9 protein-coding genes are annotated in these 14,383 nt (G+C 72.5%); 6 read left to right on the plus strand and 3 right to left on the minus strand.

Going from position 1 to position 14,383, the window contains the following annotated elements; all coding sequences use genetic code 11:
- Positions 1-549: 549 nt before the first annotated feature.
- On the plus strand, positions 550-3,537 hold the full coding sequence (locus tag ACWFQ8_RS20725; RefSeq protein ID WP_453787716.1) for a bifunctional [glutamine synthetase] adenylyltransferase/[glutamine synthetase]-adenylyl-L-tyrosine phosphorylase: 2,988 nt from the start codon (positions 550-552) through the stop codon (positions 3,535-3,537).
- Between the two features lie 499 nt (positions 3,538-4,036).
- On the opposite strand, the gene ACWFQ8_RS20730 is transcribed toward ACWFQ8_RS20725, so the two are convergent.
- From ACWFQ8_RS20730 to ACWFQ8_RS20740, 3 genes are all read right to left on the minus strand, one after another.
- Positions 4,037-4,924, minus strand: coding sequence for a phosphatase PAP2 family protein (locus ACWFQ8_RS20730; protein ID WP_453787717.1), 888 nt, complete (start codon positions 4,922-4,924; stop codon positions 4,037-4,039).
- 118 nt (positions 4,925-5,042) lie between these two features.
- Positions 5,043-6,074: a LacI family DNA-binding transcriptional regulator gene (locus ACWFQ8_RS20735; protein WP_453787718.1), complete on the minus strand. Its 1,032-nt coding sequence runs from the start codon at positions 6,072-6,074 to the stop codon at positions 5,043-5,045.
- A gap of 26 nt (positions 6,075-6,100) precedes the next feature.
- Positions 6,101-7,951: a glycoside hydrolase family 13 protein gene (locus ACWFQ8_RS20740; protein ID WP_453787719.1), complete on the minus strand. Its 1,851-nt coding sequence runs from the start codon at positions 7,949-7,951 to the stop codon at positions 6,101-6,103.
- A gap of 222 nt (positions 7,952-8,173) precedes the next feature.
- On the opposite strand from ACWFQ8_RS20740, the gene ACWFQ8_RS20745 reads away from it, so the two are divergent.
- From ACWFQ8_RS20745 to ACWFQ8_RS20765, 5 genes are read left to right on the plus strand one after another with little or no spacing between them, the layout of a single operon-like run.
- The gene (locus tag ACWFQ8_RS20745) at positions 8,174-9,445 is read left to right on the plus strand and encodes an extracellular solute-binding protein (RefSeq protein ID WP_453787720.1); all 1,272 of its coding nucleotides are present in this window, start codon (positions 8,174-8,176) and stop codon (positions 9,443-9,445) included.
- Between the two features lie 7 nt (positions 9,446-9,452).
- Positions 9,453-10,496: a carbohydrate ABC transporter permease gene (locus tag ACWFQ8_RS20750; RefSeq protein ID WP_453787721.1), complete on the plus strand. Its 1,044-nt coding sequence runs from the start codon at positions 9,453-9,455 to the stop codon at positions 10,494-10,496.
- A 2-nt stretch (positions 10,497-10,498) separates the two neighbouring features.
- Positions 10,499-11,338, plus strand: coding sequence for a sugar ABC transporter permease (locus tag ACWFQ8_RS20755; protein WP_453787722.1), 840 nt, complete (start codon positions 10,499-10,501; stop codon positions 11,336-11,338).
- 50 nt (positions 11,339-11,388) lie between these two features.
- Positions 11,389-12,990 (plus strand): glycoside hydrolase family 13 protein, encoded by a 1,602-nt coding sequence (locus ACWFQ8_RS20760; protein ID WP_453787723.1) that lies wholly within the window; start codon positions 11,389-11,391, stop codon positions 12,988-12,990.
- Positions 12,978-13,988, plus strand: coding sequence for a LacI family DNA-binding transcriptional regulator (locus tag ACWFQ8_RS20765; protein WP_453787724.1), 1,011 nt, complete (start codon positions 12,978-12,980; stop codon positions 13,986-13,988). The genes ACWFQ8_RS20760 and ACWFQ8_RS20765 overlap by 13 nt, the downstream gene beginning before the upstream one ends.
- Positions 13,989-14,383 lie beyond the last annotated feature (395 nt).

Raw genomic sequence — 14,383 nt, forward strand, 5'->3', positions numbered from 1 at the left:
ACGACGGCGACGAGCCGCGACCGCCGGGCGGCGGCGGTTCCGCTTCCGGCCCGGCGCCCGGCCCCATGCCCGCTTCCGGTCCGGCGCCCGGCCCCAAGCCCGGTTCCGGCCCCATGCCCACTTCCGGCCCGGCGCCAGTCCCCGACAGGGCCCGTCGGGTACGGCCCCGCGGGCCGGCCGCCGGACCGGGGCGGGGCCGTCCGGTTTTCCGCAGGGTCGGTCGGGTGCGCGGTGGTGGGGCCGGTCGGTCGGGCTCTCGGGGTGGTGGAGGGGTCGGACGCCCGCGGGGTCCGGCGTGTCGGCGGTGGGGCGGGGGCGGGCGTCGGACAAGGGGGGTGGCTCCTCGTGGCCGGTCGGCAGGGAGCGGGCCGGCCCCGTCATGCCACAGCGCGTCACTCACTCGGCACGGACTCACCGAGTAATCTGATGATCAGATAAGTCTCCTCATGGTACGCGCCGCCCCGTACCGGCGAGTCGAACGCACGCTCCGGCTAGGCTCGGACCAGGCACGTCACGGAAGTGGCAGCGACAACCGCGGGAGGCTGGGGGATGACAGTCCCGGGACGCAGGAGCAGCACCTTCATCAGGCTGCTCCGCAGCGGGTTCACCGACCCCTCGGCCGCCGCCCGGCTGCTCGAAACCGACGCGCTCGCCTCCGTACGCACCGACCCGGTGCTCCTCGACGCCCTCGGCGCCACCGCCGATCCGGACCTCGCCCTGCTCGGCCTCGTCCGGCTGGCCGAGGCGCAGAAGGACGAGGAGCGGCCGCTGCTCCTCGACACCCTCGTCAGCGCCAAACCGCTCCGCGACCGGCTGCTCGGCGTGCTCGGCGCCTCCGAGGCCCTCGGCGACCACCTCGCCCGCCACCCCCACGACTGGCGGACCCTCGTCACCTACGAGGCCGCCGACCTGCACCCCGGCCTCCCGGAGTTCGAGCGCGGGCTCGCCGACGCCCACGACCCCGTCGCCCTGCGCGTCGCCTACCGCCGCTGCCTGCTCTCCATCGCCGCCCGCGACGTCTGCGGCACGATAGACGTCGCCCAGACCGCCGCGGAGCTCGCGGACCTCGCCACCGCCACCCTCCGCGCCGCGCTGCGCATCGCCTCCGCCGCCGCCCCCGAGGACGCCGCCCACTGCCGGCTCGCCGTCATCGCCATGGGCAAGTGCGGCGGCAACGAGCTGAACTACGTCTCCGACGTCGACGTCATCTTCGTCGGCGACGCGCCCCCCGGCACCGACGAGGGCAAGGCGCTCCAGGCCGCCACCCGCCTCGCCTCCCACCTGATGCGGATCTGTTCCGAGACCACCGTCGAGGGCACCATCTGGCCCGTCGACGCCAACCTCCGCCCCGAGGGCAGGAACGGCCCCCTGGTCCGGACCCTGGCCTCGCACCTCGCCTACTACCAGCGCTGGGCGAAGACCTGGGAGTTCCAGGCCCTGCTCAAGGCCCGCGCCGTGGCCGGCGACCCGGAGCTCGGCGCGCAGTACATCGACGCCATAAGCCCCCTGGTCTGGCAGGCCGCCGAACGCGACAACTTCGTCCCCGACGTCCAGAAGATGCGCCGGCGCGTCGTCGACAACATCCCCGCCGCCCAGGTCGACCGCGAGCTGAAACTCGGCCCCGGCGGCCTGCGCGACGTCGAGTTCGCCGTCCAGCTGCTCCAACTCGTGCACGGCCGCAGCGACGCCACCCTGCACTCCGGCACCACGCTCGACGCCCTGCACGCCCTCGCCGCCGGGGGCTACGTCGGACGCGCCGACGCCGCCCAGCTGCACGACGCGTACCGCTTCCTGCGCGCCATGGAGCACCGCATCCAGCTCTACCGGCTGCGCCGCACGCACCTCGTCCCCGAGGACGAGGGCGACCTGCGCCGCCTCGGGCGCTCCATGGGCCTGCGCACCGAACCCGTCGCCGAGCTCAACAAGGCCTGGCGCCGACACGCCTCCGTGGTCCGCCGGCTGCACGAGAAGCTGTTCTACCGGCCGCTGCTCGACGCCGTCGCCCAGCTCACCCCCGGCGAGACCCGGCTCTCCCCGCGCGCCGCCGGCCAGCGCCTGGAGGCCCTCGGGTACGCCGACCCGGCCGCGGCCCTGCGCCACCTCGAAGCCCTCGCCTCCGGCGTCACCCGCAAGGCCGCCATCCAGCGCACCCTGCTGCCCGTGCTCCTCGGCTGGTTCGCCGACTCCGCCGACCCGGACGCCGGCCTGCTGGGCTTCCGCAAGGTCTCCGACGCCCTCGGCAAGACCCCCTGGTACTTGCGGCTGCTGCGCGACGAGGGCGCCGCCGCCGAGAACCTCGCCCGCGTCCTGTCCGCCGGCCGCCTCGCCCCCGACCTGCTGATGCGGGCCCCCGAGGCCGTCGCCCTGCTCGGCGACCCCGAAGGCCTGCAGCCCCGTACGCACGAGGCCCTGGAACAGGAGGTGCTCGCCGCCGTCGGACGCGCCGGGACCCCGGAGGCCGCCGTCGCCGCCGCCCGCGGGGTGCGCCGGCGCGAGCTCTTCCGCACCACCGCCGCCGACATCATCGGCTCCTACGGCACGGAGGAGAAGCCGGCCGAGGAGGACCACGGCGCCCTCGTCGACCGGGTCGGCAGAGCCGTCTCCGAGCTGACCGCCGCCACCATCGCCGGAGCCCTGCGCGCCGCGGTCCAGAGCAACTACGGCGACACCCTGCCCACCCGTTTCGCCGTCATCGGCGTCGGCCGCTTCGGCGGGCACGAGCTCGGCTACGGCTCCGACGCCGACGTCCTGTTCGTCCACGAGCCGCGCGAGGGCGTCGACGAACAGGTCGCCGCGAAGGCCGCCCAGGCGGTCATCACCGAGATGCGCCGGCTCCTCCAACTGCCGTCCACGGACCCGCCGCTGCTCATCGACGCCGACCTGCGCCCCGAAGGCCGTTCCGGGCCGCTGGTCCGTACGCTGTCCTCGTACGCGGCGTACTACCGGCGCTGGTCCCTCACCTGGGAGAGCCAGGCCCTGCTGCGCGCCGAGCCGGTCGCCGGTGACGAGGACCTCGGCCGCCTGTTCATCGACCTGATCGACCCGCTGCGCTACCCGGCCGAAGGCCTCGGCGAGGACGCCGTACGGGAGATCCGCCGGCTCAAGGCACGCATGGAAACGGAGCGGATGCCGCGCGGCGCCGACCCGACCCTGCACACCAAGCTCGGCCGTGGCGGCCTCAGCGACGTCGAGTGGACCGTCCAGCTGATGCAGATGCGGCACGCCTGGGCCGAACCGGGTCTGCGCACCACCCGGACCCGGGAGGCACTGGCGGCCGCCCACGCGGCCGGACTGATCCAGACCGAGGAGGCGCAGATCCTGGACGAGGCCTGGGTACTGGCCACCCGGGTCCGCAATGCCGTCATGCTGGTGCGGGGCCGGGCCGGGGACACCTTCCCGTCCGGTGCGCGCGAACTCGGGGCGGTGGGACGCTACTTGGGCTACGCCGAAGGCACGGTCGGCGAGATGCTGGACGACTACCGGCGCATCACGCGGCGGGCCCGGGCGGTGGTGGACGAGCTGTTCTACGGGGCGTAGCCCGTCTCGAAGGCCGCGTCCGCGCCCCCCGGCTACGGTCGCCAGGGCGTGGCGGGTCGGCGGCGTGAAGTTCTTCATGGACGGCCCCGTGGAGCGCGGCACCGCCTGGCTGGAGCACGCCGACTGCCGCGGTCAGGGCACCGACGCCTGCTGGCCCGACCCAGGGGCCTGCGTCCGGGCGGTACGGGTCCTGGACGCGGCCGGCGTGCGCACCGCGACCCACGCCATCGGCGACGCGGCCGGCCGCGCCTGGCACTGCCAGGACCTGCCGGGACCTGCGGGAGGCGGGGGCGGTCCTCGCGCTCGGCCCGGACCGGCCCATCGCCCCCTACGACGCCCGCCGTCCTGGCCACCGCCCGTCGGGCTGACCAGGTCCGGCGGGCGGATCACCCACCGCGACGCGGCGGTCCGAGACGCGGACGTACGCGGTCCGAGACGCGGCAGAACGCGGCAGAGCGACGAAGAAAGGAAAGGAAGGAAGAGGGTTCCGGGGCCCGAATCAGGCGCGGCGGAAGCGGTTCAGCAGCGCGGCCGCCGGGTGCGGGCCCGTGTGCTCGGGGTGGCGCGGCAGCCGGTGCGGCAGGGACCCGTACCAGCTGCGCGACACGGAGTAACCGAAGGCCAGGCAGAGCAGGCCGCCGACCGCGTCGAGCCAGAAGTGGTTGGCCGTGGCCACGATGACGACGAGGGTCAGCGTCGGGTAGAGCAGGCCCAGGATCCGGGCCCAGGGGGCGGAGGCGACCGCGAAGATCGTCAGCCCGCACCAGAGCGACCACCCTATGTGCATCGAGGGCATCGCCGCGTACTGGTTCGACATGTGCTTGAGGTTCCCGGAGGCCATGGAGCCCCAGGTGTGGTGGACCAGCACGGTGTCGATGAAGTCCTGGCCGTTCATCAGCCGGGGCGGCGCGAGCGGGTAGAGGTAGTAGCCGACCAGTGCCACGCCCGTGGTGGCGAACAGGACGGTCCGGGTGGCCGCGTAGCGGCCGGGATGGAAACGGTAGATCCACACCAGGACGCCGATGGTCACCACGAAGTGGAGCGTGGCGTAGTAGTAGTTCATGCCCACGATCAGCCAGGTCACCGAATTGACGGCGTGGTTGACCGACTGCTCCACGGCGATGCCCAGGGTCCGCTCGACGTTCCAGATCCAGTCGGCGTTCGCGAGGGCGGCCGCCTTCTGCTCGGGCACCGCGTTGCGGATGAGCGAGTAGGTCCAGTAGCTGACCGCGATGAGGACGATCTCGAACCAGATGCGCGGTCGGCGCGGCGCGCGCAGGCGCCTCACCAGGGTGCGCGGACGCCCCGGGCGGGCCTCGCTCTCGGTCACGGTGGGTGACGAGACGTCCGTCCGGGTTTCCAGTGTCTTCACGCTCGCTTCACCCATGGGGAGAGAGTCTGCCAGATGCGTACTCGCCTCCGATCATCCCCTGGGACGGTCTTCGGCGCAGCCGGTAGGTCCTGCGGAGGAGGGGAGAACCCCCGGGAGTCGGGGGTGGTACCGCTCAGGAACGGCGGCGCTGTCCGGGACCGGATGCCGTGGAGCCGCGCACCACCAGCTCGGGCAGGAAGACGAACTCGCTGTGCGGAGCCGGCGTACCGCCGATCTCCTCCAGCAGCGTCCGTACGGCCGCCTGCCCCATGGCCTGCACGGGCTGCCGGATGGTGGTCAGCGGCGGATCCGTGAACGCTATGAGGGGCGAGTCGTCGAAGCCGACGACCGACACGTCCTGCGGTACCCGCAGCCCCTGCTGCCGGGCGGCCCGGATCGCGCCGAGCGCCATCATGTCGCTGGCGCAGACGACGGCCGTGCAGCCGCGCGAGATCAGCGCCGCGGCCGCGGCCTGGCCGCCCTCCAGCGAGTACAGGGAGTGCTGGACGAGCTCCTCGATCTCGGCGTCGTCGAGCCCGAGCCGCTCCTTCATCCCGAGCCGGAACCCCTCGATCTTGCGCAGCACCGGTACGAACCGCTTCGGGCCGACCGCGAGGCCGATCCGGGTGTGGCCGAGCGCGGCGAGGTGCGTGACGGCGAGCTGCATCGCGGCCCGGTCGTCGGGGGAGACGAAGGGGGCCTGCACCTTGTCGGAGAAGCCGTTGATGAGGACGTACGGGACGCCCTGTCCGCGCAGTTGGTCGTAGCGGCCCATGTCGGCGGTGGTGTCGGCGTGCAGACCGGAGACGAAGATGATGCCGGAGACGCCCCGGTCGACGAGCATCTCGGTGAGCTCGTCCTCGGTGGACCCGCCCGGGGTCTGCGTGGCCAGCACCGGCGTGTACCCCTGCCGGGTCAGCGCCTGGCCGATGACCTGGGCGAGCGCCGGGAAGATGGGGTTGTCCAGCTCGGGGGTTATGAGGCCGACGAGGCCGGCGCTGCGCTGGCGCAGCCGCACGGGCCGCTCGTAGCCGAGCACGTCGAGCGCGGCCAGCACGGACTCACGGGTGCCCGCGGCCACACCGGGCTTGCCGTTGAGCACGCGGCTGACTGTGGCTTCGCTGACCCCCGCCTGGGCTGCGATGTCGGCTAGCCGTGCGGTCACGGGATTGGACTGTACCGGTCGCACGTTCAGATTGCCCACCACGTGCAGGAATCCGCAGGGAGCAGCACGGTGCGGCCGTCCGTCTCCACCGGGGCGCTGGAGAGTACGGGACGTCCGGGCGCGGGAAGTTCGACGGGCACCGGGCGGCCGTTGAGGGTGCAGGCGAAGCCGGGCCGGGTGAAGAGGAGGACCCCGTCGGGGGCGGGCAGCCAGCGCATCGCGCCGGTGGCGTCGCCGCCGCCGACGGCTGTGACCGCCAGGGCCTCCCACGCGTCCGCCGCCCCCTCCTCGCGCGGCAGCGACCGGCCGGCCTCCGGCGCGCCCAGGCCAGGCAGGGCGCGGCGCAGCTCCAGTGCGGCCCGGTAGAGCTCCAGCGTCGAGTGCGGGTCGCCGGTCTGGGCGGCGACGCTGAGGCCGCCCCAGCCGGCGGGCTGCGGGAGCCAGGTGCCGGCCGGCCCGAACCCGTACGGCGGCTCCGTGCCGGACCAGGGGATCGGCACCCGGCACCCGTCCCGCAGCCCCTCCTGCCCGTCGGCCTCCGCTCCGCCGGCCACCGGCCCGCCGGCGTCCCGCCCGGCGTCGGCCGCGTGCCCCGCACCGTCCTGCCCCGGCGCCCCCGCGCCCGGGCGCGGGACCGACCCGGGGCGCGGGACCGCCCCCCGGACCGGGCCGGGGGCCGGCCGTCGGAACGCCGGGTCTCGGCGCACCTCGTCGGGCAGGTCGAGGACCTCGGGCAGGCCCAGCTCCTCGCCCTGGTAGACGTACGCCGACCCGGGCAGCGCCAGCATCAGCAGCGCCGCGGCCCGCGCACGGGCCAGGCCCTGGGCTCCGCCCCCGTACCGCGTCACGTGCCGCACCACGTCGTGGTTGGACAGCACCCACGTCGTCGGCGCACCGACCGAGGCGGTGGCGGCCAGGGACTCGTCGATCACCGAGCGCATCGCGGCCGTGTCCCACGGGCAGTTCAGGAAGCGGAAGTTGAAGGCCTGGTGCAGCTCGTCGGGCCGCACGTACAGGGCCAGCCGCTCGGAGGTGGGGGCCCAGGCCTCGGCGACACCGATGCGCGGGCCGTCGTAGGAGTCGAGGAGCCGGCGCCAGGAACGGTGGATCTCGTGCACCCCGTCCTGGTCGAAGAAGGGGAGCGGCTCGGTGCCGATCAAGGTGGCCTGCGCGCCGCGCCCGATGTCCGGCAGGCCGGGGGCCTTGACCATCCCGTGGGCGACGTCGACGCGGAATCCGTCGACGCCCAGGTCCAGCCAGAACCGCAGCACCGACGCGAACTCGGCGGCGACCTCGGGATGCTCCCAGTCCAGATCGGGCTGCTCGGGGGCGAAGAGGTGCAGGTACCACTCGCCGTCCGCGACGCGGGTCCAGGCCGGGCCGCCGAAGATCGACTCCCAGTCGTTCGGCGGCTCGGCGCCCCGCGGGCCGCGCCCCGGGCGGAAGTAGTAGCGCGCGCGGGCCGCAGGGTCCCCGGCGAGGGCGGCGCGGAACCACGGGTGCTGCTCGGAGGTGTGGTTCGGCACCACGTCCACGATGACCTTGAGCCCCAGCCCGTGCGCCGCCCGGACGAGATCGTCGGCGTCGGCGAGGTCGCCGAAGAGCGGATCGACGGCCCGGTAGTCGGCGACGTCGTAGCCGCCGTCCGCCTGGGGGGACACGTAGAAGGGGGTGAGCCACACGGCGTCGACACCGAGCCGGGCCAGGTGCGGCAGCCGGTCGCAGACCCCGCGCAGGTCCCCGACGCCGTCCCCGTCGCTGTCCGCGAAGGACCGTACGTAGACCTGGTAGATGACGGCATCGCGCCACCAGGCTCCGCTCGCGGTGGCGTTGCTGGAAGCGCTTGCAAGCCGGGAGGCGGTCAGCTCATGGGTCATATCGGGGTCAACGCGCACACACACCCCCTGGTTGCGGGCCCGGACAGTCGAAGGTGACTCGAACTAACAGCAAGCTGCGGCAACCGTCCGGACACACGGATGTAACGATCAGCTGGTCTTGCAGAAATTTGCCGCAAGCTCTTTCGGACTCCTTGCAGGCTTGTTACGTTCCTGGCAACTCGGGACCGCGAGGACGCGGCCGGGATCATCGAAGGAGTTCATATGCGGCGTGGCATAGCGGCCACCGCGCTGGTCGCGGCCCTGGCGCTCGCGGCGACGGCTTGCGGCGGTGACACCAAGGACGACGGCGAGACCAAGGCCGGCGGCGAGCTTTCCGGCACGGTGACGTGGTGGGACACCTCGAACGACGCCGAGAAGGCCAGCTTCCAGAAGATCGCCGAGGCGTTCACCGCGAAGCACCCGAAGGTCACCGTCAAGTACGTCAACGTCCCGTACGGCGACGCGCAGAACAAGGTCAAGAACGCCTTCAGCAGCGGCTCGGACGCGCCCGACGTGATCCGCGCCGACGTCGGCTGGGTCGCCGACTTCGCGTCGCTGGGCTACCTCGACGAGGTCCCGGCCGAGACCGCCAAGAAGGTCGACGCCGAGTTCCTCCCGCAGGCCGCGGCCAGCGGCAAGTACGAGGGCAAGACCTATGCGGTTCCGCAGGTCATCGACACCCTCGGCCTCTTCTACAACAAGAAGATGCTCGCCGACGCCGGCGTCCAGCCCCCCACCACGCTGGAGGAGCTGAAGACGGCCGCCGCCGCCATCAAGGCCAAGACCGGCAAGGCCGGCCTCTACCTGCGCGGCGACGACTCCTACTGGTTCCTCCCCCTCATCTACGGTGAGGGCGGCGACCTGGTCGACGCGAAGAACAAGACGGTCACCGTGGACAACGCGGCGGGCGTCAAGGCCTTCAAGACCGCTCGCGAGCTGGTCACCTCCGGCGCGGCGATCACCAACGCCACCGACGGCTGGACCAACATGCAGACGGCCTTCAAGTCCGGCGAGGCCGCCATGATGATCAACGGTCCGTGGGCCGTCGCCGACACCTACGCCGGCGACCAGTTCAAGGACAAGGCCAACCTCGGCGTCGCCGCGGTCCCGGCCGGCTCGGCCAAGGCGGGCGCCCCCCAGGGCGGTCACGACCTCGGCGTCTACGCCGGCTCCAAGAACCGCGACGCCGCGCACGCCTTCGTGGAGTACATGACCTCCCAGGACGTCCAGGTGCAGTCGGCGAAGGAGCTCAGCCTGCTCCCGACCCGTACCGCCGCCTACGAGCAGCCCGACGTCAAGGGCAGCGAGATGGTGCAGTTCTTCAAGCCGGCCGTCGACAAGGCCGTCGAGCGCGCCTGGATCCCGGAGAACGGCTCCCTCTTCGAGCCGCTGAAGGTCGAATACACCAAGGCGATCACCGGGGCGTCGAGCCCGGAGGACGCGGCCAAGGCGGCCGGCGTCGAGTTCCGCAAGATCCTCAAGGGCTGGAAGTAACGAAACCATGGCTGCTCACACCAGCCAGTCGGTGGCGAAGGCCGCGGGCGATGTCGAGACCGACGACACCGCCCGCGGCCGGAGCCGCATGACTGACAACGGGAACAACGGGACCCGGGGCGGGAACGGCGGACTGCGGCGCGCGCTCGCCACGCACTGGTACGCCTGGACCATGATCGCCCCGGTGGTGCTCGTGCTCGGCGTGATCATCGGCTGGCCGCTCGTGCGCGGCGTCTACCTGTCGCTGACCGACGCCAACGAACGCAACGTCTCCCGCACCATCGGCGCGCGCCACATCGAGGCCACGTACGAGTTCGTCGGGCTCGACAACTACGCGGCCGTGCTCAGCGACCCGGTGTTCCTGCAGCGGCTGGTGTGGACGGTGGTGTGGACCGTCGCGTGCGTGTCCGTCACCTTCGCGCTCGGCCTCATCCTGGCCAACATGCTCAACCGGGACTTCAAGGGCCGCGCCGCCTACCGGATGGCGCTCATCCTGCCCTGGGCCGTTCCCGGCTTCGTCTCCGTCTTCGCCTGGCGGTTCCTCTTCAACCGCGACAACGGCATCCTCAACAAGATCCTGGACGGCGGGGGCATCGCCGCCGTCCCGTGGCTCGACGACCCCACCTGGGCCAAGTTCTCCGTCGTCGCCGTCAACGTCTGGCTCGGCGTCCCCTTCATGATGGTCGCCCTGCTCGGCGGACTGCAGTCGATCCCCGGCGAGCTCTACGAAGCCGCCGAGATGGACGGCGCGAGCGCCTGGCAGCGCTTCCGGCACATCACCCTGCCGGGGCTGCGCGCGGTCAGCATGACCGTGATCCTGCTCTCCACCATCTGGACCTTCAACATGTTCCCGGTGATCTTCCTGCTCACCCGGGGCGGACCGGGCGACTCCACGGAGATCCTGGTGACCCAGGCCTTCCGCGAGGCGTTCGTGGCGAGTCCGCGCGACTTCGCCGGCTCCGCCACGTGGGGCGTACTGATCCTCGCCCTGCTCATGATCTTCGCGCTGGTCTACCGGCGCTCGCTGCGCAAGCAGGGAGAGGTGTGGTGACCATGACCACCCGCATCCGGGGCCGCCGCGCCCCGCTCGCCTCCGTCGGCCTGCACGCCACCCTGATCGCGGCCTCCGTCATCGCCGTCTTCCCGGTGCTGTGGATCCTGCTGACCTCGCTCAAGCCGGCCGAGCACGCGATCAGCACCGACTTCGTCAAGGACCCGTCCCTCGGCAACTACGCGTACCTGCTGGAGTCGAGCCACTTCCTCAGCTGGTTCGCGAACTCGGTCCTGGTCGCCGGCGTCACCACCGTCCTCGGCGTGTTCATCGCCGCCACGACCGGGTACGCGGTCAGCCGGTTCAAGTTCCCCGGCATGAAGCCCCTGATGTGGACCCTGCTCATCACGCAGATGTTCCCGATGGCGATCCTCATCGTCCCGCTCTACAACCTGATGGGCGACCTCGGCCTGCTCAACCAGCCGGTCGGCCTGATCATCACGTACCTCACCATCGCCGTGCCGTTCTGCGCCTGGATGATGAAGGGCTTCTTCGACACCATCCCGGTGGAGATCGACGAATCCGGCCGCGTCGACGGACTCAACCCCTTCGGCACGTTCTGGCGGCTCATCCTGCCGCTCGCCAAGCCCGGCCTCGCCGTCACCGGCTTCTACGCCTTCATCACCGCCTGGGGCGAGGTCGCCTACGCCTCCGCCTTCATGGTCGGCGAGGAGAACCTCACCCTGGCCGGCGGCCTGCAGACCTTCGTCACGCAGTACACCTCCAACTGGGGTGCGATGAGCGCCGCCTCGGTCCTCATCGCCATCCCCGCAGCGATCTTCTTCGTCTTCGCCCAGCGTCACCTCGTCGCCGGGATGACGGCAGGCGCCACCAAGGGCTGACCACCCTGCCTGCCCCCTCCCACCCCCGGCCCGATCTCTCCAAGGACACCATGACCCAGCACCTCGCCGACGCACTTCCCACCTCCACCGGCACCCAGCCCGGCTGGTGGAGAGAAGCGGTGATCTACCAGGTCTATCCGCGCAGCTTCGCCGACTCCAACGGGGACGGCATGGGGGACCTCGAAGGCGTCCGCAGCCGACTGCCCTACCTCAAGGAGCTGGGCGTCGACGCCGTCTGGCTCAGCCCCTTCTACGCCTCCCCGCAGGCCGACGCCGGCTACGACGTCGCCGACTACCGGGCCATCGACCCCATGTTCGGCACCCTGCACGACGCCGACGCCGTGATCCGCGAGGCCCACGCCCTGGACCTGCGCATCATCGTGGACCTCGTCCCCAACCACTGCTCCGACCAGCACGAATGGTTCAAGCAGGCACTGCGCGAAGGCCCGGGCACCCCGCTGCGCGAGCGGTTCCACTTCCGCCCGGGGCGGGGCGCGGACGGCGCCGAGCCGCCGAACGACTGGGAGTCGATCTTCGGCGGCCCGGCCTGGACCCGCGTCGCGGACGGCGAGTGGTACCTGCACCTCTTCGCCCCCGAGCAGCCCGACTTCAACTGGGAGCACCCCGCCGTCCAGGACGAGTTCCGCTCCATCCTGCGGTTCTGGCTCGACCTCGGCGCCGACGGCTTCCGCATCGACGTCGCCCACGGCCTGGTCAAGGCCCCCGGCCTGCCCGACCTCGGCCGCGACGAGCAGCTCAAGCTCCTCGGCAACCAGGTGCTCCCCTTCTTCGACCAGGACGGGGTCCACGAGATCTACCGCTCCTGGCGCCGCGTCCTCGACGAGTACGCCGGCGACCGCATCGGCGTCGCCGAGGCCTGGACCCCGAGCGCCGACCGCACCGCGCTCTACCTGCGCCCCGACGAGCTGCACCAGGCCTTCAACTTCCACTACCTGGGCACCGGCTGGGACGCCGAGGCCCTGCGCGGCGCCATCGACGACTCGCTCGACGCGATGCGCCCGGTCGGTGCGCCGACGACGTGGGTGCTGTCCAACCACGACGTGGTGCGGCACGTGACGCGGTACGGGGGCGGAGCCCAGGGCCTGGCCCGTGCGCGGGCCGCGGCGCTGCTGATGCTGGCGCTGCCCGGGTCGGCGTACGTCTACCAGGGCGAGGAGCTGGGCCTGCCCGAGGTCCTCGACCTGCCCGACGAGGTGCGTCAGGACCCCTCCTTCTTCAAGGAGAACGGTCAGGACGGACTGCGCGACGGCTGCCGCGTCCCGCTGCCGTGGTCCGGCTCCGAGGCCCCGTACGGGTTCGGCGCGGGCGGCAGCTGGCTCCCGCAGCCGGCGGACTGGGCCGCGCTGACGGTGGAGGCACAGAGCGGTGACCCGGCGTCCACGCTGGAGCTGTACCGCGCGGCCCTGCGCATCCGGCGCGAGCACGCGGCGCTGGGCGCGGGCGACGCGGTCCAGTGGCTGCCCGCTCCGGCCGGGGTGCTGGCCTTCCGCCGCGGCGACTTCGTCTGCACGGTCAACACGACGGACGCGCCCGTACGGCTGCCCGCCCCGGGACGGATCCTGCTGTCCAGCACCGAGGTCCCGGACCCGGAGGTCCTGCCCGCCGACAGCGCGGTGTGGTGGCAGGGGTGACTTCCCCGCTGCGGCTGACGGACATCGCCGCGCAGGCCCAGGTCAGCGAGGCGACCGTCAGTCGCGTGCTCAACGGCAAGTCGGGGGTGGCGGCCGGCACCCGGCACAAGGTGCTGGCCGCCCTCGACCTGCTGGGCTACGAGCGGCCCGTACGGCTCAAGCGGCGCAGCAACGGGCTGGTCGGGCTGCTGATCCCGGAGCTCACCAACCCGATCTTCCCGGCGTTCGCGCAGGTCATAGAGCAGGCGCTGGCCGGGCACGGGTACACCCCCGTGCTGTGCACGCAGACGCCGGGCGGGGCCACCGAGGACGAGCTGGTGGAGCAGCTCGAAGAGCGGGGGGTCACCGGGATCGTGTTTCTGTCGGGCCTGCACGCGGACTCGGCCGCCGACCCCGCGCGCTACCAGCGACTGGCGGCGCGCGGGGTGCCGTTCGTACTGATCAACGGCTTCAACGAGCGGATCAGCGCGCCCTTCGTGTCCCCGGACGACCGGGCGGCGGCGGAGATGGCCGTACGGCACCTGGAGGACCTCGGGCACCGCAGGATCGGGCTGGCGATCGGTCCGACGCGGTACGTGCCGTCGGCGCGCAAGGAGCAGGGCTTCGTCGCCGCGGTGCCCGCGGCCGAGTCCGAAGGGCTCATCCAGCGCACGCTGTTCACGGTGGAGGGCGGCCACGCGGCGGGCATCGCCCTGCTGGACCGCGGCTGCACGGGCATCGTCTGCGGGAGCGATCCGATGGCGCTGGGCGTCATCCGCGCGGCGCGGGAACGGGGGCTGCGGGTCCCGGAGGACGTCTCGGTGGTCGGCTTCGACGACTCGCCGCTGATCGCGTTCACGGACCCGCCGTTGACGACGGTGCGCCAGCCGGTACGGGCCATGGCGACGGCCGCGGTCGGCGCCCTGCTGGAGGCGGTGGGCGGCACGCCGGTCCAGCGCACGGAGTACGTCTTCCAGCCGGAACTGGTGGTGAGGGGCTCGACGGCCCAGGCGCCGTAGGGGTGGGGGCGGGGGACCCGTGACGCCCGCGGCGCTGAGCGGTGGCGGCCTCCCATGGTGGGGCGGCGCCTTCGCCCCCGGGCTCCCCCGTCCGATCCGGCGGCCGAAAGGGCGCTCACCGCGTTCGCGTCGCTTCGCGATGTCGCTGCGCTCGACCCTTGACCGACCGCCCCGCCCCGGACATGCGAAGACTGTCGGGAAGCCCCCACAGGAGGCCGGTCCCGCCACCCGCGATGACGGGTTGACCATCCTCGACACGGCGGCCGGACCGGCCGGGCGGTTCGGCCCGGCCCCTCAAGGACGCTCCGCTCTCTTCCTGCCGGTCAACTCGTGTTCGGACAGCTGGAGTTCTGCTCCTCCTGTCGGTCCCGGTGGGTGGGAGTGACCCGCGCCAG

Source organism: Streptomyces sp. NPDC055254, assembly GCF_053606025.1.

Coding starts and splice junctions, on each gene's coding strand:
- ACWFQ8_RS20725 (WP_453787716.1), top strand. CDS start 550: ATGACAGTCCCGGGACGCAGGAGCAGCACCTTCATCAGGCTGCTCCGC.
- ACWFQ8_RS20730 (WP_453787717.1), bottom strand. CDS start 4,924: ATGGGTGAAGCGAGCGTGAAGACACTGGAAACCCGGACGGACGTCTCG.
- ACWFQ8_RS20740 (WP_453787719.1), bottom strand. CDS start 7,951: ATGACCCATGAGCTGACCGCCTCCCGGCTTGCAAGCGCTTCCAGCAAC.
- ACWFQ8_RS20745 (WP_453787720.1), top strand. CDS start 8,174: ATGCGGCGTGGCATAGCGGCCACCGCGCTGGTCGCGGCCCTGGCGCTC.
- ACWFQ8_RS20750 (WP_453787721.1), top strand. CDS start 9,453: ATGGCTGCTCACACCAGCCAGTCGGTGGCGAAGGCCGCGGGCGATGTC.
- ACWFQ8_RS20755 (WP_453787722.1), top strand. CDS start 10,499: ATGACCACCCGCATCCGGGGCCGCCGCGCCCCGCTCGCCTCCGTCGGC.
- ACWFQ8_RS20760 (WP_453787723.1), top strand. CDS start 11,389: ATGACCCAGCACCTCGCCGACGCACTTCCCACCTCCACCGGCACCCAG.